The 26,228-nt window shown below is 54.5% G+C and carries 4 protein-coding genes; all 4 read right to left on the bottom strand.

Features of this window, described 5'->3' with window-relative positions:
* The 4 genes from FPG75_RS06330 to FPG75_RS06315 are packed head-to-tail and all read right to left on the bottom strand — an operon-like array spanning window position 1 to window position 26,053.
* Window positions 1-11,517 (bottom strand): non-ribosomal peptide synthetase, encoded by an 11,517-nt coding sequence (locus FPG75_RS06330; protein ID WP_143305922.1) that lies wholly within the window; start codon window positions 11,515-11,517, stop codon window positions 1-3.
* Between the two features lie 33 nt (window positions 11,518-11,550).
* Window positions 11,551-19,833 (bottom strand): non-ribosomal peptide synthetase, encoded by an 8,283-nt coding sequence (locus FPG75_RS06325; protein ID WP_143305921.1) that lies wholly within the window; start codon window positions 19,831-19,833, stop codon window positions 11,551-11,553.
* Window positions 19,834-19,860: 27 nt separating this feature from the next.
* The gene (locus FPG75_RS06320; RefSeq protein WP_143305920.1) at window positions 19,861-21,267 is read right to left on the bottom strand and encodes an aspartate aminotransferase family protein; all 1,407 of its coding nucleotides are present in this window, start codon (window positions 21,265-21,267) and stop codon (window positions 19,861-19,863) included.
* Between the two features lie 43 nt (window positions 21,268-21,310).
* Window positions 21,311-26,053 carry a non-ribosomal peptide synthetase gene (locus FPG75_RS06315; RefSeq protein ID WP_143305919.1) on the bottom strand — a complete coding sequence of 1,581 codons (4,743 nt, stop codon included), beginning with the start codon at window positions 26,051-26,053 and terminating at the stop codon, window positions 21,311-21,313.
* Window positions 26,054-26,228: the final 175 nt, after the last annotated feature.

Below are 26,228 nucleotides of genomic sequence, written 5' to 3'. Positions count from 1 at the left end.
CTATGATTTGTGGTTTTGAACTTTGGATGCCGGGATGCGCTTGCGCTGCCCGATACCGGTGTGTTTGAATGCTTTTTTCAGATGTGCCGGCGTAGTTAACCGGATGCGCGTTGCAGGCGTTTGCGGGTTCCTGAGCATCTGCAACAGTACCGCCCTGAAATGATGACTGACAATATTGGCGCAGGTATCACTGAGCAGCGTGCTGTTGTAATTGAAGCGCACTACCATCTCTTCGCCGATGCCTACAAATACCGACAACAAGTAATTGTTGTGCTCATGCATCTGCACTTGTTGCAGGTCCAGCACAGGGTTTTCTTTCTCTGTCACATCGCCGAGCGGATAGTTCTCGAAGAATAATACGCTATCGAACAGATCTTCTTCCATGCCCGTCCAGTTGCGCAGGTCAGCCGCGCCGATATACGGATGATGGCGCGCCTGGCTGTGATGGTCCTGCAAGTCGCGCAGCCATTGGTCCAGCGGCTGTGCTACCGCCATGACTGCCTTCAAAGGAATAATGCTCATATAAGGCCCTACCCTGCTTTCCACCTGCTCCACTTCTGCGGGGCGGGTAGATACCGTTACGCCATATACTACCTGGCGGCGGCGGGTATATTTAAACAGTAAGCTTGCCCATACGCCTTGTATCACGGTATTCACGGTAACGTGCTGCTCCTGTGCGAAGCGGTGCACGGCGGCGGTAAGACTTTCATCCAGCACCAGGCGTACGTCGTTATAGGCGCCTGGTACGCGGTTACGATCGCCGCGATAGTTGACGAAAGGCAGCCACATGGGCGCGCTCACGTCTTGCAGCTGCTCACGCCAGAAGGCCGCAGCAGCGTCTTTGCCGGCAGCGTTGATGAAGCGGATATAGTCTTCATAACGGTCACGGCTATCCGCAATGGCGTCGCCTTTCAGCAGCGCTTCATAGGCTTTCATCCATTCGTCCACCACCACGGGCATCGACCAGCCATCCATGATGATATGATGCGCGGTCCACACCATTTTGGTGATGCCGCCATGCATCTGCACCAGGGTGATGCGCATGAGCGGCGCGGTATCCATATCAAAATCCGTGTTCCTGTCTTTTTGCAGGAAGATGTTGACCGCTTCGTTGGAGAGATGACTGTAGTCGCGCTCATACACCGGCACGCTGATCTCCCGGTACACGGCCTGCACCAGCGTATCATTGAGCTGGTAGAAGGCAGTACGGAAAATGCTGTGTTTAGCAGCTACGGCATTCCAGGCCTCTTGCAATATTTTTTTATCGAGAGATGGAATATCCGCGCTCACCTGGATGATCCAGGTACCGGCATCGGGGGCGCTTTGACTGGACGACCACATATCGTATTGCAAGGGACTGGCCACGTAAAGGCTTTCCAGCAGGGACTTGCGGGCTTGCCCTTCTTCCATCGCATATAAGAAATCATGCAATGTGGATGGCGTTACCAATCCGCCAAGGCCATAGTCTGAAGGCGTAGGCACAGGCGCTTCCAGTGCTGCCGCTGTTTGCAACTGCGCCTGCAGGAAGGCCAGGTAGTTTTCTGCCAGCTGCGCGATCAAAGCGGCATCGTATTGCGCCGGGGCGTAAGTCCAGGATACATAGAGCTGTCCCTCTGCTACGGAGGCGGTAACTTCCAGCTTGCTGCCGAAGGCATTGTTGCCGCTCACGGCTTCGCCGGTAGGCTCATCGGCCAGACTAACGTTCACGCCTGTATGAATAATATTATCGAGCTGGCCGAGGTAGTTGAATAGCAGGTCCATAGCGGGCAACTGCAAACTTTCCCTTACCGCTGCATCAGGATGGAGGTAGCGCAGCGCGCCATAGCCCAAACCATTGCCAGGCAAGGCCCGCAGCTGTTCTTTAATATCCGGGATATTACCGGCCGATAACAGCGCCGGGTACATATTGGTGAACCAGCCAACAGTTTGAGAGGTATCCAGGTCTGGTGCGATGGCTTCCCGGCCATGCCCTTCCAGGGTGATGAGCACCTGCGGTTGTGCGCTCCAGTTGCTGATAGTTTGCGTGAGTGCCGCCAGCAGCCAGTCGTTGATGCCGGTGTTGTATGCCTGTTGCGCTTTACCCAGCAGCAGGCGCGTATCCTGCTCGGGCAAGGTAACTGTATGTGTTTGCGTGTCTTTACGTAATACGTGGATCGCTGCTCCCGGTAATGGCGTATAGGCCTTCACGGTAGTTTGCCAGTATGCCAGCTGCGCCAGCGTAGCCGGATCGGTGGCATAGCGCGCGATGGCCTGCTGCCACTGCCGGTAAGAAGTGGTTTTGGGAGCCGTTTGCAAAGCCTGCCCTGCGGCAGCTACCGGCAGGAAGGCGGCAATATCTTCCAGCAATATCCTCCATGATACGCCATCTATCGCGAGGTGATGCACCACGATGAACAGACGATTGTAAGCATCTGCCAGCGGTGTTTTGATCAATACGCAATGCCATAGTTCACCGGTGTTGATATCCAGCTGCTGTTGCCAGCGTTCGCAGATGGCGGTGATCTCGTTTGTTGTCGCGGCTTCTTCCTGTGCTACTACCGGCAGCAGGTAGCCATATTCCTGTATCCATTGTGCGCCTTCCTGTCGGTAACGGAAACGGAGCGCATCGTGGCGCGATGCCAGCGCAGCCGCCACGGTATTGAGTTGCGCGGCATCGAGCGATTTATCGATATTCAGCAACACGGCCTGGTTGAAATGATGCGGCGCGGCAAAGTTCTGTTCAAAGAACCACTGCTGGATAGGCAGGATTCCTGCCTCACCATTCAGCATACCTTGTTCTGACTGTATCTCACGGCTGCTGGTTACCACGCCGGCCAATGCAGCGATATGCTGGTGCAGGAAGATATCGCGCGGATGCAGCAGGTACCCGCGCCTGCGGGCCTGGCTCACGAGCTGTATGGTGATGATAGAGTCTCCCCCTAACTCAAAGAAATTATCGTATATGCCTACCCCTTGTACGCGCAGCAACTCCTGCCAGATGGCGACCAGCGCCTGCTCTGTTTCGTTGCGGGGCGCCGCATAAGCGCCCACTACATGGTCGTCCGGACTTGGCAAAGCGCGCTTGTCGATCTTGCCGCTGGCAGTTACGGGCAGCGCGCTCATCTCTACATACTGCGATGGCAGCATGTATTCCGGCAGGCGGCCCTTGAGGAAGCTCACCACTGCTTCCCGGTCGAAGCGTCCTTTGGGTACTACATAGGCCACGAGGCGCATCTTGTGGCGACTGTTATTCCGGGCTACTACAATGGCTTCATTCACCAGCGGGCATTGTTGCAACACAGCGGTTACTTCGCCCGGCTCGATGCGGTAGCCGCGGATCTTCACCTGGTCGTCGATCCTGCCGAGGAACTCGATGTTGCCGTCAGGCAGCCAGCGGGCCTGGTCGCCGGTACGATAGCAGATGCCTTTATCGAAAATACCTTGTACAAATTTTTCCTTTGTAAGATCAGGGCGGTTGAGATAACCGCGCGCTACGCCATACCCGCCCACACACAACTCTCCGGCCACGCCCACCGGGCACAGGTTGTTATAACGGTCTACGATATAAGCCTGCACATTGGCGATAGACGGACCGATGGTAACGGCGTGCGGTAGCAATGGGTTATCAGAGATGGTGGCGCAGATCGTATTCTCCGTAGGTCCGTAACCGTTAAGCAGGCGGATACCCTTCTCCTGCAGGTAACGGGCATCGTCTACATGCAGGGCTTCGCCGGCGGATACCATGGTACGGATGCTGCCCGTCTTCTCGCGGATCGCATGCTGGTAAGATGGCGGCAGCACCACCATTTCCACCTGGTAACGGTTGATCATCTCCTCAAAACTATCTACCGACATCAGTTCCTCCTGTTTGGGCAATATCAAAGTACCGCCACTCAACAGCGTGTTGAATATTTCATAGCAGGAGGCGTCAAAACCAAATGAGGAGAATTGCAGCATACGCTTGCCGGGCCTTAACTGCAGCACATCCACATGCCCTTGTACCAGGTTCACGATACCGCGGTGTTCCAGCAACACGCCCTTGGGCCTGCCGGTAGAACCGGAAGTATAGATCACATAGGCCAGGTGATGGCCGTCCAGCGCGGCATCCAGGCTGCTTGTCTCTTCTTGCAGGTACACGCCGGTATCTATCCGGATCACTTGTATATGCGACGGGCATTCGATCTGCGCTTCACAGGAGGTGGTGGTGATCAACAACTGCGCGCCGCTATCCTGCAAAGTGTATTGAATACGATCCTGCGGATAGGCCGGATCGATGGGCAGGTAAGCCCCGCCCGCCTTCAACACGCCTAATATCGCAATGATCATTTCCGGTGAACGGTCCAGGCAGATGGGCACGATCATCTCCCCTTCTACGCCCAGTTTGCGGAGATAATGCGCAAACTGGTTGGAGCGCTCATCCAATGTTTGATAAGAGAGCGTAATGTTATCATAGCACAGCGCGATGCCTGCTGGCTGCGCCTGTACCTGCTGCCGGAAGCGGCTCACGATATGCGCCTGCATATCCAGTTCAAAGCCGGGTACTTTTTCGTTGAATTGATGGAACTGTTGCTCATCTTCGGCAGATAGGAACTGTAATGCGCCAATCGCCGCATCGGGCGCGGCTGCAATGGCTTGCAGCAATTGCCGGAAATGCCGCAGCAACTGTTCAATCGTTTCACGGCGAAAGAGATCCGTGCAATACACCACATTACCCTGCAAGCCTGCCGGCGTTTCTTCCAGCGAAAAGCTGATATCTGTTTTAGCGGTGGTTTGATCAATATCTTCTTCTGTCAATTGCAGCTGGCCTAAGCTTGCGCCCTCGGCACGCGGCGTGTTCTGCAAGGCGAATACAGCCTGAAACAGCGGGCTGCGGCTCAATTCGCGGCTCGTCACCACCTGGTCCACCACTTTTTCAAAAGGCACTTCCTGGTGCTCATAGGCCTGTAAAGTGGTATGTTTCACCTGTTGCAGGAAGGCAGTGAAGGAAGGATTACCATCGAGACGACTGCGCAACACCAGGGTATTTACGAAGAAGCCGATCAGCGCCTCCGCTTCCTGTTGCGTTCTGCCCGCGATCGGCGAACCCACCGCGATATCATCCTGCCCGGTGTAACGGTGCAGCAATACCTTGAAAGCCGCCAGCAGCGTCATAAAGAGCGTAGTGCCCTGTTGCAGCGACAATTGCTGCAACTGCGCCGTGAGCTGCGGATCGATATTAAAGAGCAGGTGCGCACCTTTTGTGCTTTGCAGCGCGGGGCGCACATAATCCGTGAGCAGGTGCAGCGGCGTTACATCATCCAGCTGCTGCTTCCAGTATTGAAGCTGGCGGTCCAGCACTTCGCCGGAAAGGTACTGGCGTTGCCAGATGGCGATATCCTTGTATTGCACGGGCAGCTCCGGCAGCTGCGCCGACCTTTGTTCCGTATAGGCGGTATATAATTCAGTGAGCTCACGGATGATGATGCCCATCGACCAGCCATCGGTAGCAATGTGATGCATCACGATGAGCAACTGGTGTTCATCTTCCTGTAAGGCGATCAGGCGCGCACGCAACATGAAATCTTTCGAGAGGTCGAAAGGTTGATGAATATAAGGATCGATATTTATGTCTGTAGAGGTATCCAGTTGCCATCCATCGGCGGAAATGATTTGCTGGTAAGCTTTTCCGCCTTCTTCTTTCAATACGGTGCGCAGCACTTCATGGCGTTCCACGAGCGCATGCAGGGCATGCGCGAGTGCGGAAGTATCCAGCGCGCCTTTGAGGCGCAGCAGCACCGGCATGTGATAAGGCACGCTACCTTCCAGCTGATCGATGAACCAGAGGCGCTCCTGTGCGAACGACAAGGGCGCTTTATCTATGTGATGGCGACTAAGCGGCGGTAATGTTGCTTTGGCAGCGCCAGCGAGCAGCGGAGCGAAAGCGGCGATGGTCTGGTGCAGGAAAACATCCTTCACCGTAGCAACTGCCTGCATCTCTTCCCGTATCGCGGACACGAGGCGGGTAGCCAGCAGGGAGTGGCCGCCGAGGGCGAAGAAATTATCGTATATGCCTACCCGTGATACGCCCAGCAAACGTTCCCAGATGCCTACCAGCTGCTGCTCCGTTTCGTTGCGGGCAGGTACGTAATCGGCGCCGGACAGCTCCGGTTCCGGCAGGGCGCTACGGTCGGTTTTACCATTGGCATTGAGCGGCATCACCTCGAGTTGAATCAGCGAGGCGGGCACCATATAAGCAGGCAGCTGCTGTTCGAGGTACTGGCGGATCGCCTCCCGTGTAGCCGTTCCCGTGAGGGTATAGTAAGCGGCGAGCAGCTTGTTGCCGTCGGCTTGTTTGTGTACTATTACGATGGCCTCTTTCACATCCGGGTGCGATAACAGCACGTTGGTGATCTCTTCCGGTTCTACGCGATAGCCGCGGATCTTCACCTGCTCGTCTATACGGCCGGTAAATTCTATGCGGCCATCTTCCAGCCAGCGGGCCTGATCGCCGGAGCGGTACAGGCGCTGCGTGCCGCGCCGGATGAACTGTTGAAGGGTACGCGCTTCGTCGTTTATATAACCGCGGCTAAGTCCTTCCCCACCCAGCAGCGCTTCACCAGGAATGCCTTTCGGCACCGGGCGGCCGTGGCGGTCTACAATAAATACCTGCCCGTTTTCAACAGGATAACCGATGGTGGCTGTTACCTCGGCATCTTCATGCACGGCGTTCTTCGTCACAAATACGGTGATCTCCGTAGGGCCATATATGTTATAAAATTTCAGTGCAGGCAATTGCGCTAACAATCTTCGTACATGCGATACCGATAGCTGCTCGCCTCCAGAGTAAATGGTGCGCATAGGTGCGAACAGCTGCGGATCATGATCAATGAGCTGGTTGAGCCAGGAGGTGGTGAAGAAGGCGGTGGTAATCGCTTTCTCCCGCAGCACCTCTGCCATGGAAGCGGGGTCCAGCAGGCGTTGCAGCTCCATCATATAAATGGTGGCGCCATTGAGCAGGGCGCCCCATATTTCGAGGGTGGCCGCATCAAAGGAGAGCGAGCCGGTTTGCAGCATCCGGTCTTCCGCGGTGATGTATACATTACGCGGGTTAGTGAGCAGGCTCACGATGCTGCGGTGTGTGATCATCACGCCTTTGGGCCGGCCGGTAGTTCCGGAGGTGAACATGATATATGCCAGCGAATCCGCGTTGGCAAAAGATTGTATGGCGGCAAGCGGCAGTTCAACTTCCGGCAGATAGATGGTTTGTTCAAAATGCTGCCGGATGCGCGCATCATTGGTGAGCACAATAGCGGCGTTGGTCTGTTGCAGCAATTGTGCAATACGTTCTACCGGCGTATTGGATTCCACGGGCATATACGCCGCTCCTGCTTTCAGGGTAGCCAGCATACCGATTACAAAGTCGGCACTGCGGGTCATTACCACCGCCACTACAGATTCATGCGATACGCCTCGCTGTTGCAGCAGGGTGGCTAATTGATCGGTATAGGCATGCAGCTGTGCATAGGTATAAGCATGTTGCTCATCTTCCAAGGCCATGGCATCCGGCCTTGCCCGGGCTACCTGCTCAAACACGCCATGCACAGTCAGGTGCAGCGGTATCGGGGTTACCTGTCCGTTGAAGGAAGCGATCTCGCGCTGTTCATCTTCCGACAAATAATCTATCTCTTCCAACATTATTCCCGGGTCATCTGCAATAGCCGTGATGATATTTGCCAGGTGACCGAGCATGCGCACGATACGCGGGCGCGCAAAGAGATCAGCATAATATTCAATACCCAGCACCAATCCATCTTTGCTTTCTTCAAAATCGATGGTGAGATCGAACTTGCTTTGCGGCGCCTGGTTGCTGAAAGGCGTTGCCCGCAGCTGGTTCATTTCCAGCAGGGCATCGCGGGTGGCGCTGTTGTTCTGCATCACCACCATCACGTTGAACAGCGGCGAACGGCTCATATCACGTTCCAGCGACAGGTCGTCTATCAACTGATCAAAGGGATAAGCCTGGTGCTGATAGGCTTCCAGCAAGCGATGGCGGATACCGTCTTTTACGAATTGATCGAAAGAAATATTTTCCGGTATCTGTGTACGCACAGCCAGGGTATTTACATAAAACCCGATCTGGTTGGCGAGGCTCGCATGTTCCCTGCCTGCCACCGGCGTGCCTACAATCAGGTCCTGTTGGCCGGTATAGCGGTACAGCAAGGTTTTCACCGCAGCCATCAACACCATGTATACACTGAGCTGATTCGCAGCTGCATACTGCTGCAATTTCTGTTGCACCGCCAGCGGCAGACAAGTAGAAATGTAATCACCTTTGTAGGTCATTACACGCGGACGGCTGAAATCTGCCGGCAGCTCCAGCACCGGGCGGTTGCCACCGAGTTGTTGCAGCCAGTAGTCGCGGTGGCGGCGGCCCTCATCGCCCGCCAGCAAAGCATTCTGCCAGGCGGCGAAATCTTTGTATTGTATCTTCAGCGCTTCCAGCGGAGAAGATTCATTCCGGTGGAAAGCGTAATACAGTTGCAATATTTCGGAGAAGAACACCTGTGTAGACCAGCCATCAGAGATGATATGATGGAGCGTGAAGAGAAAAGTAAAACGCTGCGGCGCCAGTTGCAGCAGCACGGCGCGTACGAGTGGTCCCCGCTCCAGATTGAATACGGTGCTGGCTTCCGCCGCGGCGATGGCGGCGGCTGCCTCTTCGCTTTGTGGTGCATGTTGCAGGTCTTTATATGCGAGCGCAAAACCGGAGGCTGGTAAAACCCGCTGCCGTGGCTCGCCATCGCGTTGCACAAAAACGGTGCGCAACACTTCATGCCTTGCTACCAGCGCTTGCAAAGCCTTTTCAAAAGCGGCGATATCCAATTCGCCTTCCAGTATAGCGGCATGCGGAATGTTGTATACCGTTTGGTCCTGCTCCATGCTCGCCATGAGCCACATCCTTTGCTGGGCGTGCGACAGCGCATAGTCTTCCTGCAAAGCCACCGGTTCAATATCCGCAAAAGCTTGCTGCTCGCCGGTTCCAATGAGTTGCGCCTGTTCTTCGATCGTTGGGTGCAGGAACACTTCGCGCAAAGGCAGCAGTACCTGCATTTTTTTATGGATGAGGGCTACCAGCTGCGTTGCCTTCAGGGAATGCCCGCCTATCTCAAAGAAATTATCGGTAACGCCGACGCCGTTGATATCCAGCAATGACTCCCAAACGGCCACCAGTTGGGCTTCTACGGCATTGCGTGCCGCTACGGCCTGTCCCTGGAATTGCGCGCGGTATTCGCTGGCATCGGGCAAAGCGCGCTTGTCGATCTTGCCATTGGGCGTGAGCGGGATACGGGCCAGCGGCACATAATACACCGGGATCATGTACTCCGGTAAACGACTTTTTATAAATTCCTGTAAGGCGGCGATGTCGGGGGTTTCATCGGCGACGATGTAGGCGGCTAGCTGGTCCTGGCCATCTTTATTGTATACCATTACAATGGCATCGCGTACGGCCGGACTGGCCTTCAAGGTCTCCGCCACTTCATCGAGCTCGATGCGGTAGCCGCGTATCTTCACCTGGTTATCGATGCGGCCAAAAAACTCCAGGGCGCCGGAGGGCAGCCAGCGGCCATGGTCGCCGGTGCGGTATAAACGCCCGCCCGGCGTAAATGGATCATTGATGAATTTGCGCGCAGTGAGCTCTTCCCGCTGATGATAACCTTTGCCCACTCCTATGCCGCCAATGCAGATCTCGCCCGGTACGCCGATGGGCAATAATTCGCCACGACTGTTCAACACATATACCCGCTGATTGTCGAAAGGCTTGCCCAGCACAGGTTGGCGGGCAAAGTCGTCGATGGTGTCTTTATTGATCCAGTGTGCTACCGAGCCGATAGTAGCTTCTGTGGCGCCGTAGTGATTACCCAGCTCCACATGCGGATAGCGCTCAAAATATTTACGCAGGTTTTTAACGTTGATGGTTTCGCCACCTTGCTTGATAATGCGCACGGAGCGGCATACTTCGGGGTCTTCATCAAAGGTGGCGCTGTTCACCAGCACGCCGAAGGTAGAAGGCACCATCTTCAAAAAGGTCACCTGCTCCTGTTTGATATATTGCAATGTTTTTTCCGGATCGAAGTAACTATCGTTTGGCACATGCAAAGTAGCGCCGGAAGTGAGCGTTGCCCAGATATAGCTATAGCAGCCATCAAAGCTGTAAGAGTTGATGAGCATGGTGCTATCCGCCGGGGTGATGGCGAAACGTTTGCGGTACCAGCTCACGTGGTTGGCCAGCCCGAGATGATGCACCATGGCGCCTTTGGGCTTACCGGTAGTGCCGGAGGTATAGATCATATACGCCAGCTCGTGCGGATCGCGGTTTACAAGCGGGTTATCCGGCGAACCGTCGCTGAGCTCATCGATCGCTACATAGCCCAGCTGTGCAGCATCGGGCGTTTGTTCGATCAACGATTTTTCTGTGAGCACGATGGGGCAGCCGCTATCTTCGAGGAAGAAACGCACGCGCTCCTGCGGCGAACTGAGATCGATGGGAATATACACGCCACCCGCCTTCAATATACCGATGATGCCGATGATGATCTTTTCAGAACGGTTCACCATCAACGCTACTTTGGCCTGATGTGGCAAGCCCCGCTCCTGCTTGAGATGCCAGGCTACACGGTTGGCGCGCTCATTCAGCTCGCGGTAGGTGAGCGTTACCGGCCCGCTTTTTACAGCGATAGCATCGGGCGTGAGCAAGGCCTGTGATTCGAACTGTTCTATCACCGGCTGTTCACGAAAAGAAACAGCCGTGTCGTTGAAAGCGCCGAAGAGATAATGATGATCGAGAGATGAGATACAGTTCAGGTCATCGATCTTTAGGGAGAGATCATGGCTGATCTGCTCCAGGATCCTTGTCAGATGCGCGCCAAGCAGCATCACTTCCACTTCATCATACCGGTGCGCATTATAATCGATCTCCCATTCGAGCTGGTCGTCTTTACGGGTGAGGAGAAATAAAATATCTGTTTTATAGAGATCATCCTGCAAGATGCTCACCGGCTCATAGGCAAACGCGGTAGAGAAAGCATATTCGGCCCAATCGGTACGTTGCTGTAAAGTGGCATATAATTGCGGATAGTCGTACTGTTGCCGGCTGATATTGGCTTCCAGCTCTGCGTGCACCTGTTTGAGCAAGTCTCTCACGGTCATGCCATCATCATAAGGTACGGTGAAGAACAGCAATGCGGGATTACTTGCAGGCACTCCTGCATCCAGGCGGATGGTGCTGGTAGTGAGCAGCAACTCGGGGCGCTGGCTGTATTTGCCCAGGAGGATGTACAGCGCGGCCATCGCGAGTTTGTAGATGTTGAGGTCTTTATCTTTGGAGGTGCGTACAACAGCGTCTGAAAGGCCGGCTGCCAGCGGCAGTCGGTATTGTTGCCGGGCGGTTTCGCTGGCGGGCAACAACTGTTTATTGTAGAAGGAGGCGCCACCGGCACGTTTGATCTTGTCGGTCCAGTAACTGGTGGTGGTATACTCCTGTAGGGTGATCTCGCTCATAAATCAACGTCGTTAAATAGGGTGATGAAAGGATCAGCTGAAATCGTCTTCTATTGAAATTATTTCCTGTCTGGCGGGCTTGCCGGCCAGCAAGGCTTTGCCGGGATCGGCGGCAGCTGCTGCGGCCAGCGCGGCGAAACGTTGCAACATCGTTTCCATGGTATGTTCATGGAACAAGGCTTTGTTATACACCAGCGCAACGTGGAGGCCTTCCGCCTCGCCGGATTCAAAAAAGAAAGTGATATCGTATTTGTTCGTGCCTTCCCTGTTTTCCAGTGGCAGCTCGCTGAAAACCGGCGTGCTGGCGCCTTCCGGCGCTTTCGCTTCAAAGCCGTCGTTGAAGGCGATCATCACATCAAACAGGGGATTGCGGCCCAGGTCGCGTTTCTGTTTGAGTTTTTCTATCAGCAGGTCGAAAGGATAGAACTGATGATCATAGGCTGCCAGCGTGGTAGCTTTTACTTTTTCGAGCAGGGAAAGGAAAGTATCATCTTCGTATAGCCGGGTACGTAATGCCAGCACGTTCACATAGAAGCCCATCTGGTGTTGCAGATCGGGATGTTCGCGGCCGGTGGCGGTGGCGCCCACCGTGATATCATTGGTTTGCTGATAGTGTTGCAGTAAAGCCACTACCAGGCTTTGACACACCATGAACAAACTGGCGTCCTGCGCGGCGGCTATCCGGCGGAAAGCCGCAAGGGTCGCCTCCTCCAGGGTAAAGCGCAGCGTATGACTGCTATAATTGCGAACACGGGTACGTTCTTTATCTAATGGCAGATCAGGATACACGCTATCACGTTGCAGCTGTTGCAGCCAGTAGCGCTCATCCTGGTGTGCGGCCTGTTGCAGCTGGCGGTATTGCCAGGCCGCGAAATCTTTATACTGTATGCGCAGGGGCGGCAAAGCAGCAGGGATGCCGTTTACCAGCTGATGATAGCATTGCAGCGTTTCGGTGTAGAACAATTGCAGCGACCATCCATCACTGATGATGTGGTGCATATTGACGAGCAGCACATGTTCTTCTTCGCGCGTCGCCAGCCGGAAACGCAGCAGGGGCCATTCATCCAGCCGGAAGATGTGTTGTTCCTCTTCCCGGAGCAGGGCCGCGCCGAGGCGATTGATATCGGTACCGGCAGAGGCAATGCTTACCGGCAGCTGGATCGCCGCTTCCGGTAATATCCGCTGATAGGGCTGCCCCTCTTGTTCTACGAAAACGGTGCGTAATATTTCATGCCTGGCGATCACCTGGTTGATGGCCATTTCCAGCGCATGAATATCCAGGGGGCCATCGATGCGGAAGGCGCCAGTGATATTGAAAGCGTTCTTTTCTGTTTCCAGCTTGTCCATGATCCAGAGACGTTGCTGCGCGCGGGAGGCTTCGTACAACGGCGCTGCCGGCACTAAGGGGATAGGCCCGCTGGCAGCGGCTTCCATGCCATCCAGCCATTGCGCCAGCGAACGGATATCCGGATTTTTGAAGAAGGCCGCCAGCCCGATCTTTTTACCGGTTGCTTCGGCGAGCTGCGCGATGATGCGGTAAGCCAGCAAAGAACTGCCTCCCGCCTCAAAGAAATTATCCTGCATGCCGATGCCTTTTCTTCCCAACACCGCTTGCCAAAGGGCCAGCAATTGCGCTTCTGTAGCGGTAGCCGGCGTCTCTTCTACCTTCTCTTCCTGTAATAAAGCCGTAATGTCGGGCAATGCATTTCTGTCCAGTTTACCGTTCTTGTTGAGCGGCGCCTGTTCCAGCTGCACAAACAATGCGGGAATCATATAGTCCGGCAAAGTGGCTTTGAGCGCGGCTTTGAGCACAGCGGCAGGCAACGGCTCGCTGGCGGTAAAAAAGCATACGAGGAGCTTGTCGCCCTGCAGGTTCTTTTCTACGGACACAAAGGCTTCGCGGATATGCGCCAGCTGTTTCACGGCATGCGCGATCTCGCCGGGCTCTACGCGATAGCCGCGTATCTTCACCTGGTCGTCGCTGCGGCCGAGGAAAGCCACAGTGCCATCTTCCAGCCAGCGGCCCAGGTCGCCGGAACGGTATACTTTCTCTCCCGCCTCAAAAGGATGCGGGATGAACTGTTTGGCCGTGCGAACTTCATCACCGATATAACCGGCGCTCAAGCCTTCGCCGCCTAACAGTATTTCGCCGGGAATGCCTACCGCAACGGGTTGCAGGCGGGCATCCACGATATATACCGTGCTGTGCGAGATGGGCCGGCCCAGCGGCACGGCGCTCTCGGGGAAGAGCGGCACTTCGCCACAGATCGAGAAAGTAGTATTTTCCGTAGGCCCGTAACCGTTAGTGATCCGGATACCCGGACAAGCCGCCTGCACTTTTCGTATATGCGCCGGCGATAGTTGCTCGCCACCCGCCAGTATATGTTTGAGCGGGCGGAAGAGCGCAGGGTCCTGGTCCGCCAGCTGGTTGAACCAGGAGGCGGTGAACCACATAGTGGTAATGCCCTGCGTTTGTATGGCCTGCGACAGCTGCGCGGTATCCAGCAGGTGCAGCAGGTCCATCAGGCGTACTTGCGCGCCGTTGAGGAGCGCGCCCCATATTTCAAAGGTGGCCGCATCGAACGACAAGGAGCCGGTCAACAATATTTTATCGTCAGGAGAAAGGGTTATGTAATTAGTATCCTTCACCAGTCTTACAATGCTCTTATGCTTCACCATCACGCCTTTGGGCGTACCGGTAGAACCGGAGGTGAACATGATATAGGCCAATGAATCGCCATTGAGCGGCACATCAACAGGGTTATTCTGCGGATAGCCGTCTACGTTAGTATCTCTCAAAAATGCCTCATTGATCACCAGGGCGGCATTGGTTTGCGCCAATAACAGGTCGATACGTTCCTGTGGCGTATTTGTTTCCAGTGGCAGGTAAGCGGCGCCCGCTTTGAGGATGGCCAGTATGGCCACTACAAAATCCACGCTGCGCGGCAGTATCACCGCTACTACGCCGCCGGTATAACGTTCCCGGATATACGCCGCCAGCTGGTTAGCTTTGGCATTGAGTTGCTGATAGGTATAGGAACGCTGCTCATCCGCCACGGCTGTGGCATCGGGGTATTGTGCCGCCCTGGCTTCAAACAGTTTCGTAACAGTACTATCGGCGGGCAATTTGTCTGACTTGCCGGAGAGCACGTGGAGCAGGTGATGCTTTTCGGCATTGCTCATGTATTCCAGTTGGGCTACCGGCGATTGCAGGTTAGCGACAACAGCCGACAACAATTGCGCGTAATGCGCTGTCATCCTGCGGATGCGGGCTGCTGTGAAAAGGCCGGCATTGTATTCAAAGCTCATTTGCAGCCCTTCTGCCTCTTCCCACAACTCGATGGTGAGATCGAACTTGGTGCCTTGCGAAGGCATCGGCAATGGGCTGATGTCGAAGCCAGCGCTCTGCTCCGCCTGTTTGATATCTGCCTGTTGCAATACGAACATAATATCGAACAGAGGCGAGCGGCCGGCCTCGCGAGGGATGGCCAGTTCTTCCACCAAAGTATCAAAAGGATATTGCTGATGCTCGAAAGCCGCCAGTGTATTCACTTTTACGGTGTCGAGCAATTGCGTGAACGGCGCGTCCGCATCGAAGCGGCTGCGCAGCGGCAAAGTATTCACATAGAACCCTGCCTGCTCTGCCAGGTCAGGATGTTCACGGCCGGCGGAGGGCATGCCTACTACAATATCCTGCTGACCGGTATAGCGGTGAAGCAATGCCTTGAAACCCGCCAGCAGCAACATAAACAGGCTTACGCCTTGCTGCGCGGCAATATTTTTCAGTTGACGGGTAAGATCAGGGGAGAGATGATCATATACCAGCTGCCCTTTTTGAGGAGACGACTGACGGGGATAATCCGCCGGCAGTTCCAGTATGTTCACCGGTTCACGGAACTGATCCAGCCAGTAACGGCGGTGTTGCTGATAGGCCGGAAGGGCCGTCTGTGCCAGGTCCCAGGCAGCGAAATCTTTGTATTGTATCGGCAGCGGCGGCGGCAAAGGATTATCATGATGCAGCATGCCGCCATAGAACAGCATCAGGTCGCGCAGGAGAATACCGGTAGACCATGCATCCGTGATGATATGATGCACTACCAGCAGGAACACATATTCCGCATCGCCTGTTTGCCAGAGCTGCGCGCGGAATAATGGCGCCTGTTCGAGATCGAAGGCGGCAGCCGCTACTGCCGCAGCTTTGGCATTCACCTCTTCTCCCCGGATATCCGCTACCTGCAAGGCAAAGCGGGCATCGATGGGCTGCACCTGCTGACGCGGCTCACCATTTTCTGTGAGGAAGGTGGTACGTAATATTTCATGCCTTACCACCAGCAGGTTGAATGCGGCGCTAAAGGCAGCAATGTCCAAAGCTCCTTTGAATGTAAAGGCCACCGGCATATTGTAATTGTTACGTTCCTCATCCAGCTGGTATATGAGCCAGAGGCGCTGCTGTGCGTGCGACAATGGATAATGCGGCTGCAAAGGCGCGACTGGTATGGATTGGTAAGCGGCGCTGCCTTTCGCGATATGTTTGGCGAGCGATCTTACCGTTGGATATTCGAAGATGGCCGATACCTTTATGGTAGTATCAAAATGTTTATTCACCGCCGCAATGAGGCGTATGGCCGAGAGGGAATGACCGCCCAGTTCAAAGAAATGATCGTCAACGCCTATACGCTCCGCTCCCAACAGTTTCTGCCAGATGGCTGCCAGCGCGCTTTCCGTGTCATTGGAAGGCGCTGCATAAGCCGTAACGGCTGGCGTGGCGGTATCAGGATGCGGCAGGGCGCGGCGATCGGTTTTACCGTTGGAGGTAAGCTGGAAGAAGGGTACCGGGATGAGGATCGCCGGCACCATATAATCTGGCAAGCGTTCTTTGAGATAGCTCAATAAAGCCTCGCGCTGGAAAGGGCCATCAGGCAATACATAGCCTACCAGCCTTTTAGCGCCTGCGGGATCGGTGTCTGCAATCACGACGGCCTGCTTCACGAAACCGCTTTGTTGCAGGGCCGTTTCGATCTCGCCCAATTCAATGCGGAAGCCGCGGATCTTCACCTGGTTGTCGATGCGGCCCAGGTACTCGATGTTGCCATCGGGCAGCCAGCGGGCCTGGTCGCCAGTTTTATACAGGCGGCCTGTTTTCGTATGGTCGTAAGGGTTAGTAATGAATCGTTCCTTCGTCAGCTCGTCCCGGTGCAGGTAGCCGCGTGCCAGTCCGGCCCCGGAAACATACAACTCGCCCGGCACGCCTGTGGGCGCGAGTTGCAGGCGCGCGTCGAGGATATACAGCCCTAACGTAGGGATAGGCATGCCGATCACGCTGCTGCTGCTTTCCATCTCCCGTTCATTGATCTCCTGGTAAGTCACGTGTACCGTGGTTTCTGTGATGCCGTACATATTGATCATGCGGCAGGCAGGATACTGTGCCTTCCAGGGACGAATGGCGGCGGGATTAAGCGCTTCGCCGCCAAAGATCACATAGCGTACCTGCAGGGGCATGGGTTGCGCGGTGATATATTCCTGTAACACATAAAATGCAGAAGGGGTCTGGTTCAGCACCGTTACGCCCTCATCGGCCAGCAGCGCGGCAAAGGCGGCGGTGTCTTTCGCAATATTTTTTGGTACCATTACCAGGCGACCGCCATAGAACAGCGCGCCATACATCTCCCATACAGAGAAGTCGAAACAGAAAGAGTGGAACATGGTCCATACGTCTCTCTCTGTAAAATCATACAAGGGCGCATCGGTCTCAAACAAACGCACTACGTTGCGATGCTCTATCAGTACGCCTTTGGGCTTGCCGGTAGAACCGGAAGTATAGATCACATAGGCCAGGTGCGCCGGCGTAGCCAGCGGCGAAGGGTTTGCAGCTGCTTGCTGATGGATCTGTTCTCTATGTTCATCTATCAAAATAATTTCAGCATTGGTAAAGGTCTGTATGTCTGCCGCCACATCAGCAGATGTTACCACTACCGGTGCAGCGGTATCTTCCAGCATGAAGGCAATGCGATCCTGCGGATATTCGGGATCTATGGGCACATAGGCGCCGCCGGCTTTGAGGACGCCTAGCAGCGCAATGATCATATCCATGCTGCGGTACAGGCATACCGGCACCAATGCATCGGCGCCAACGCCCTTGCTGCGCAGATAATGTGCAAGGCGGTTGGCTCTTTCATTCAATTCACGATAGGTAAGCTGTGCAGCGCCCATCGTTACGGCGATGTTGTCGGGCGTGCACGCCACCTGTTCTTCTATCAGGTCAACAATTGTTTTATCTATGGGATAACCGGCCGTCCTTTCCGCGGAAGCGGCCAGCAGCTGTTGCTCTTCGGCGCTGCTGAGCATCGGCAGGGAGGCAACGGCCTTTGCAGGATCGGCGCTGATACTTTCGAGCAGGCGGAGATAATGGCCCAGCATGCGATGGATGGTATCGGCAGTGAAAAGATCCGTAGCGTATAGGATGCGTACCTGTATATTCTCTTCCTGGTCTTTTATGGCCACTTCCAGATCGTATGCCGTATGTTCCGCTATGGGCAAGGCATCCGGCCAGTTGAAAGTAACCCGGTAGCTGTCTGCGGGCAATTGTATCTCCTGATGTGCAGCGGCTTCACGCACCTGTTCCTTTACCTGTTGCAACAGGTTGATGAACAAGGGCGCTTCGTTTATATGCGTGCACAAAGGCAGCAGCCCATGTTCACGCGATACGGGAATGCCTGTTGCCACAGCATCCTGACCGGTATATCGGTACAACAGCGCATGAAAAGCAGCCAATAAGGTGATGGGCAAGGTGGTATTTTCGTCGAAGGAAAGGATTGCCAGATGATCGCGGATCGTTTTGGGGATGATGATATCCGCTATGGCAGCGTGATTGGAAGCGAGGGGCAGGCGCGCCTTGTCAGTAGGTAACTGTAAGGGCTCTACGCCGGCCAGCTGTCTTTTCCAATAAGCCTGCTGATAAGCGGGCCTGGCGCTAACTTCCACCGGCACTTCGATCCGGAGCTGCTTCACCGGGATATCTTCATTGCGCAATACCTGCACAGCCAGGCTTTCCAGCTGTTGCAGCAGGCCTTTGATATAAGGCGCGGTATAACGGGAAGGGTCGTACGACATGATCACTTCCATCTGCGCCGCCAGCATCACATTGATATGAAAGTGGTAATTGGTTTGTTCAAACATCTCCACTTCCTTCACATCAAAAATATCGCCGCTGCTGCCGGATTGCCTGATGCTTTCTTCCAGCGGGTAGTTCTCTACCGCGATGATGTGTTGCAACAGGTCGCGCTTCAGCGCGCTGCCAGCCTGTATTTCAGCCAGTGGCGAATAATGGTAGGGCAAGCTCTCGATACTGTCGTGATGCACCTGGCGCAGCAATTCACTGAAGCGGGTAGCTTGCTCAAAACGGATGCGCAGCGGCACGGTATTGATGAACAGGCCCAATATCTCTTCCACACCGGGGATATCCGAGGGGCGGCCGGATACGACATTGCCGTACACTACATCCGTAGTATTGTTGTAAGCCGCCACCAGCAGGCCCCACAGCGTTTGGAACAATACGTTCATGGTTACCTGCTCCTTGCGGGCGAGGGCCTCCAGCTGCGCGGTGATTTCCGGGGAGAAGGACAATTTTTCCGTAGCGGTTTCCTGGTGCGGGGCATTGTCGCCGGGGAATAACACCGGCGGCACAGCGGCAATATTCGTATAGCCGTTCAGGTAGTGCTGCCAATAGGCGGCAGCTTCCTGTTTATCCTGCTTTTCCAGCCATTGGATATACGTCGCGAAAGATACCGGCGGCGGCAGCTGTAGTGGCTTGTTGGCGGCCAGCGTGTGATAGATGGTCACCAGCTCGTTCAGCAATACCGGTATGCACCAGCCATCCAGCAGGATGTGATGGTGGCTCCAGATGAAGGCATATTCATCGCCTTTCATTTTTATCACGGCCAGGCGCATCAGCGGATCTTTGAGGAGATCGAAGCTGCGGGCGATATCTTCCTGGCGGAAGCGCGCCACAAAGGCATTAGCGGCTTTGGTATCGAGATGGGATATATCGGTGAGGGAAAATCCGATGCGGCGGTTCTTCAGCACTACCTGTATGGGGCGTTCGTTCTTCTCATACACAAAAGCGGTACGCAGGATATCATGCCGCTCCGAAAGTATATCCAGGGCCTGTTCCAGCAGCATGGGCTGTAAGGCGCCGGCCGTGCGGTAGCATACCTGGTTGAAATAGGCATGATTGCCGCCATACAGCGTATGGAACAGCATTCCCTCCTGCATGGCCGTGAGCGGATATATTTTCTGGATATTGTTTTTTTCGTTCATGGGATAGATTTTAACAGGGCTATACGCTTAGATGAGCGCCAGTCGGCCTTCTTCTTTCAGGGCAGCCGTGCTCACTTCCAGGGCTTCTTTCATCACGGCCAGGGCCGCATCTATGATGGCGGTGGTGATGATCAGCGGCGGTACAAAACGCACGACGTTATTATAGTGACCACCCACTTCAAAGATGAGGCCGCGTTGCAGGCATTCGCTCCTGAAACGCTTCACCAGCGAAGGATATGGCTCTTTGGTATTTTTATCTTTTACGAACTCCACGCCGATCATCAGGCCGCGGCCACGCACATCGCCGATGTAGGCGCTGTCTGCCTGCAAGGCGCGTAAACCTTCCATCAGGTACTCCCCTGCTTCTTTCGTGTGCTCGTTCACGTTATATTTATCTACAAAGTCGAAAGCGCCGTTCGTACCTGCCAGACTAGCCTGGTTACCACGGAAGGTGCCGATATGCGCAGCAGGGCCCCAGGCTTCCACCTCCTTACGGTAGATAAGGCCCGCCAGCGGCAAACCCACGCCGCCAATGCCTTTGGAGATGGTGATGATATCCGGCACGGCGTCTGTATGCATCCAGGCGAGGAACTCGCCGGAGCGGAAGAAGCCGCATTGTATCTCATCAAATATCACCAGCACATCATGGGCATGCGCCAGTTTCACCAGCGCTTCGAGATAGCCTTCACGTGGCACGATGTTACCGCCTTCGCCCTGGATAGGCTCTATCACAATGGCCGCCGGCTTGGGAATGCCGGAGTGGCCGTTTTCCAGCACATTGCGCAGGTAGTCTACACAGGCCATCTTGCAATTGCTTTCATCGAGCTTGAAAGGGCAACGGTAGCAATAGCTGTAAGGCACAAAGTGCACGTTGGGTGTGAGCGAGGTAAGGCGGTTGCGGAAAGCGGTATCAGAAGTGAGCGACAGCGCGCCGGCGGTCATGCCATGATAGCCGCCGGTGAAGGCGATGATGGTATCGCGCCCGGTTTTGATCTTGGCCAGCTTGAGCGCCGCTTCTATGGCGTCGGAGCCGGTAGGGCCGCCAAAGCTCACCTTATATTGATCCTGCAAATGTTCTGGCAGGTGTGATAATATTTTTTGTATGGCAGATAATTTATTGGCTGTGGGGAAGTCGAGCGCATGGATCAATTTCTCCTGCTGTGCAGTCACATAAGCCAGCACTTCTTCATTGGAGTGGCCGAGGTTTACCACGCCGGCGCCGGCGAAGAAATCGATAAACTGGTTGCCGTCCACGTCTTCCACGATAGCGCCTTTGGCGCGTTCAAATGCAATGGGGTTGCTGCGGGGATAGGATACTACGCTGCCTTCTATCTGCTGCTGCAAGGCCAACAATTCCTGTGAGCGAGCGCCGGGAATGCTTTGGGTAACTATCTTGGGTTGTTCAGCCAGGTGAAACTTTGTAAAGCGGGACATGGGATATTGATTTATGGATTTTTTGATTTACGGATTTATGGATTTAGCCGAAGATGGATTTCAGTTCATCCAGTTCTGCTATGGAAAGATCTTTATAGTCGTAGTCGCTGGGTGTAAGCTCCTGTATGGTGGCGCCGGTACACAAAGCGGTTACTTCCTCCAAAGCCTGTTGCAGGGCCTGCATCCAGCGATGGATGGTTTGTTCTTTGAATTGCGTATGGTGATAATAGAGCGTGAGCACCAGCTGTTGTTGCCGCAGGAAGCCGATCAGTTCCAGCGGATAATCGCTGCGGTTGCGGAGCGATTCTACTGCGCCCGGCGCATCTTCCAGCAATACCAGGTCGCCATCGGGAAGGTCGTCGCCGGTAGCGCCGAGGTAGTTGAACACCAGCTGCGGTCTTGCGGCATGGCGCAGCGGGCTGTTAGTCGTCAGGTATTTGGCCAACCCATAACCGATGCCATTGTTCGGTACCTTGTGCAATATTTCTTTCGTTTGTTTGATATGCAGTGGCAGGTTGTCCACCTGCTGCAAAGGCAGGACCACAGGGTATTCGGCGGTGAACCAACCCACCGTGCGCGATACGGAAATATCTTTGAAGATATCCGGGCGGCCATGGCTTTCCATCGCCAGCGACAATTGCGGCAGCCCGAAAGTGCGGGCAGTAGCTAATCCCAGCGCAGCCACCAGCAGGTCGTTGATTTCTGTATTGAAGGCTTTATGCGCATGCCGCGTCAATTGCGTGGTGGTGATCTCGTTCAGGCGGATCGTATAGGCGGTTACGTTACCAATGATGGCCGGTGCATCCGTATCCGCCGGAATTGCGCTGCCCGCCTGCTGTTGCACGGCATGCCAGTAGGGTATCTCCTGCCGGAAATCGCTGCTGTTGGCATAACGCAACAGGCGTTCTGCCCAGATTTTGAAAGCGTCTGTTTTTGCCGGCAAGGAGGCATTTTGCTCATACAGCGTAGCAAAATCTTCCAGCAGGATACGCCAGGATATCGTATCGATCAACAGGTGATGAATGGTGAGGAAGAGATGATCACCCTGCGGGAGATGGAACAAGGCAGCCTGCAACAAGGGGCCTTGTTCAATATCCAGGGAAGCCTGTAAAGCGTCGGCGGTGGTCTCCAGCAAACTGTCCGTATCTGTCAACCCGCGCCAATCATAGGTTTGCAGTGGAGCGGCTATACCGGCAGGCCGGATATGTTGTTGTCCATCTATAAAAACAGTTCTCAATGCATCGTGATAATTCACCAGTTCATACCATGCTTTGCGTACCGCTGTTTCTTCCAAAGGTTTGGCGGAGCGCAGCATCACCGACTGGTTATAATGATGCGGCACTTCTTTTTGCATGGCAAAGAAATCGGCCTGGATGGGCGTCAGTGGCGCAGTACCGGTTACGGGGCCTTGCGCTGCGCTGGCCTTCAGCGGCTTCAAGGCATAGGCCAGCTTGCGGATGGTAGGCAGCTTCATGATATCTTTGATCTCCACTTTATAGCCATGCCTGTACACCTGCGAGGCTACCTGTATCGCGCTGATAGAGTCGCCCCCGGATTCGTAAAAATTATCGGTTACGCCTACACGCTCTTTTTTCAGTACCTGTTGCCAGGCATTCACCAATACCTGTTCCACCGCGGATTCCGGCGCGGCGTAGTCGTTATCGGAGAATACCGTTGCGGTATTCATCCGAGCCAGGAGCTTGCGGTCTACCTTGCCATTGGCATTCACCGGCAGTACGCCCAGCTCCTGGAAGAGGCGCGGCACCATGTACGGCGGCAGCTCTTTAGACAACAGCTCTTTCAGCATCGACAATTCATATCCCTGTCCTTCATGGAACACTATGAAAGCACAGAGGTATTTACGGCCATTGGCATCATCCGCGGCAATAACGGCGGCATCCTTCACGCCGGGCAGCATGGCCAGTTTGGCCTCTATCTCTCCCAGCTCGATACGCTGACCGTTCACCTTCACCTGGTAGTCTTTGCGGCCATGAAATTCCAGCAGGCCATCAGGCAGGTAACGCGCCAGGTCGCCGGTTTTGTAGAGGCGCTGCGGCGTATCTGCAAAAGGATCGTTGGTAAATACGGCGGCCGTTTTTTCCGGATCACCGATATAGCCGCGGCCCACGCCCACACCCGCTACACACACCTCTCCTACCACGCCTACCGGGCATAAATTCATATAGTCGTCAACGATATAGGTACGCATGTTGTAGATAGACGTACCGATCGGTATCTTTTGCATATTCTCCGGCAGTTGATCAAACACATACCAGCAGGTGCCATCAGAGGCTTCTGCCGGGCCGTAATCATTTACCACCACTGTGCCGGGATACAGGGCGAACCAGCGTTTCACGGTTTCGGGCTTCAATATCTCGCCTCCGCAAACAAGGCGCTGCACCGGCAGCGGATACTGCGCAGGTTCTTTTTCCAGTATATCCAGCAGGAGGTTCAGGTAAGTAGGCACCACCTGTAATACAGTCACCTTGTGCGCCATCACACGGCGCAGGAACTCTTCCGCATTGTTCACCACCTCATCATCGAACACCAATGTGGTGCCGCCTTTCACGAAGGCGGTAAAGAACTGCCATACGGAAATATCAAAGCTGTGAGAGGCATTTTGTACCAGCACGCTGTTCTCATCCATACCGAGGTATTCGATGGTAGCCAGGGCATGGTTCATCATGCCGATATGCTCGCTCATCGCGCCTTTGGGCTTACCGGTAGAACCGGAGGTAAATACTGAGAAGGACAGGCTATGCGGATTAAAAATATGGTCAGGAATCCTACCATCTCCATCATACAACAACAGGTCATCTACATAGATCAAAGGACAGTACAGCAATATCCTTTCGGCCAGCGCAGGCGATACCAGCGCTCTTTCTGCGATCACGGCTTTCACGCCGGCATCTTCGAGGATGTTGATGATGCGGTTATCCGGCAATTTCTTTTCAACAGGAATATAAGCGCCACCCAGTTTCCAGGTGGCCAGTATAGCCGCCGCCATGTTTTCGGAACGGTCCATGAATACGGCCAGAAAATCATCTTCCCGGATACTGCATTGCGCGCCCAAAGCCGCCGCCATCCTGTTCACGCGATCATTTAGCTCTTTATACGTCAGGGAGCGTTCATTGGCGATGATGGCTGTTTTATCCGGCGTTTGCGCCGCAAAATGCGCTACATAATGATGAAAGGAAATACTCAGATCGAAAGGCTTGTCAGTCTGGTTGAAATCATGCACCAGTTGTTGGCGTTCGGCCGCTGTGATCAGCACGATATCTTTCAGTTGTTGCGCACGGCCATCTACCATCTGCATCAGCACCTGCTCAAAGTGGCCACGGATCTGCTTTACATAGAAAGCGTCGAGTAGGTCGGCATTGTAGTTAAAAGAGATCAGCAGCTCTTCGGAAGTTTCTACCATGATATCGAGCGGGTAGTTAGTCTGCTCCCGGAAATGAATATTTTCCAGTTGCAGCGATTGCCCCGCAGCAGCAACTTTAGACACCGGATAGTTTTCAAATACCAGTATGGTATCGAACAGATCGCCCTGGATGCCCGTCCAGCGCTGGATATCATTAAGCGTAGTATATTGATGCTCGCGGCATTGCGATTGCTCCGCCTGTATTTGTTGCAGCCACTCTGTGGCGCTTTGTTCGGGGTTCCAGGTGGTGAATACCGGCAGCGTATTGATGTACATACCGATGCGGTGCTCTACGCCCGGCAGCTCTTCCGGCCTGCCTGATACAGTAACGCCAAAGGTAACGCCTGCGCGCCCGGTATAGTGGCGGAGCAAACAAGCCCACACGCCCTGCATCAGCGTATTCACCGTAATATGATGCCGCTGTGCATAGGCTTCGATGCTGGCGGTTACTGCGGCGCTCAGCTGCAATTGTTCCAGGCCGTAAGTGCCGGTGCCTTTGGTCCTTTCGGCCGTAGTGGCCACAAAGGGCAAGAGGCAGCCTTCTTCTATCTCGCGGAGATAATCACGCCAGAAACGTTCATCAGCTTCTTTATCTCTTGATTCGATATAACGGATATAATCTTCGTAGCGGTCTTCCGCTTCTTCCAGCAGTTCGCGGCCCGCAGCCAGTTGCTCGTAAGCGGCTACAAACTCCTCCATCAGCGCGGATACAGACCAGCCGTCCAGCAGGATGTGATGGTGTGTCCAGATGAAGCGGTGGCGCTGCTCCGGGAGCTGTATCAAGGTAAGGCGCATCACGGGCGCTTTCTTGAAATCAAAGGCGCGGCGTGCATCTGCTGCCTCCAACTCCTTTATAGCGGCGGCTTGTGCGGCTTCGTCGAGATGGCGGTAATCCAGTTTCACCAGCGGCACATCAGCGGCCTGGTACACGCATTGTACCGGTATGCTGAATGAATCGTAATAAAAGCTGCTGCGCAGGATGCTGTGCTGCGCAATCAGGTGCTGCCAGCTTTTGAGGAAGGCTGCTTCGTCCAGCTGCAGCAGGTCGCAGGATAACTGGTTGATATAAGCACCGGTGCCTTCATCATAGAGGCCATAGAACAACATACCTTCCTGTAAGCCGCTGAGGCGGTACAGCGCAGCCACTTCCTCTGCCTTCTTTTTATTCTTCGCCGTGTGGAGGTACGACATCAAGGCATCCTTGTTGCTGCGGATGTAATCGATGATCTCCTTGTTCTGCCTGACAGCGTCGATCTCTTGTTTGTCGAGCTTTTTCCTGTTGGCTTTGAGGCTAAGGGTATCGCCTTCCACCGACAGTGAAAAATGTAAACTTTCAATGTGTGCTACAAATTCCGGGATGCTCATTTTTTTATTTCTTGATGTTTTTAGAATTTTTTGTTGTTCGGGATTTGTTGCCTGATGTTTTGTTATCCATTTTTTGTTTCCGGGTTTATTGCCCGTTTTTTTATTCCCCGATTTTTTATTCCCCGGGTTCCACCCGGGGCTACCGGGCTATCGCCCCGATGGGGCGAGACCGGCG

The organism is Chitinophaga vietnamensis (assembly GCF_902167635.1).
Classification (GTDB): Bacteria; Bacteroidota; Bacteroidia; order Chitinophagales; family Chitinophagaceae; genus Chitinophaga; species Chitinophaga vietnamensis.
Note: the sequence above shows the minus strand (reverse complement) of the source record. Positions and strands in the feature narration are given on the sequence as shown.

Bases quoted from the DNA above. Each gene is read 5' to 3' on its own strand.
- FPG75_RS06330 (WP_143305922.1), bottom strand. From the start codon at position 11,517: ATGAGCGAGATCACCCTACAGGAGTATACCACCACCAGTTACTGGACC.
- FPG75_RS06325 (WP_143305921.1), bottom strand. From the start codon at position 19,833: ATGAACGAAAAAAACAATATCCAGAAAATATATCCGCTCACGGCCATG.
- FPG75_RS06320 (WP_143305920.1), bottom strand. From the start codon at position 21,267: ATGTCCCGCTTTACAAAGTTTCACCTGGCTGAACAACCCAAGATAGTT.
- FPG75_RS06315 (WP_143305919.1), bottom strand. From the start codon at position 26,053: ATGAGCATCCCGGAATTTGTAGCACACATTGAAAGTTTACATTTTTCA.